This is a genomic window from Planctopirus hydrillae, from assembly GCF_001707835.1.
GTDB classification, from domain to species: domain Bacteria; phylum Planctomycetota; class Planctomycetia; order Planctomycetales; family Planctomycetaceae; genus Planctopirus; species Planctopirus hydrillae.
The window spans coordinates 1-343 of the sequence record NZ_LYDR01000042.1; the positions used below are offsets into that span (position 1 = coordinate 1).

1 protein-coding gene is annotated in these 343 nt (G+C 44.3%); it reads right to left on the reverse strand.

Features of this window, described 5'->3' with window-relative positions:
- Positions 1–343 (reverse strand): reverse transcriptase family protein (locus tag A6X21_RS05750; RefSeq protein WP_165603689.1); only part of this gene is annotated, 343 nt, incomplete at both ends.

Genomic DNA, 343 nt, shown 5'->3' on the forward strand with positions numbered 1-343 from the left:
ATTCTAAGGTACTGCACATGTTCTTCCCAAGTCTTCGAGTAAACCAGTATGTCGTCAATGAAGATGATCACGAACCGATCCAAGTACGGCCGGAAAACACGGTTCATTAGATCCATGAATGCAGCAGGGGCATTTGTCAACCCAAACGGCATTACCAGAAACTCGAAGTGCCCGTACCGAGTTCTGAAAGCAGTCTTCGGAATGTCTTCCGCCTTGATTTTCAGCTGATGGTACTCAGATCTCAAGTCAATCTTAGAGTAGAACTGTGATCCACCCAACAGATCGAATAACTCATCGATCCTCGACAATGAGTATTTTTTCTTCACAGTTACCCTGTTCAATT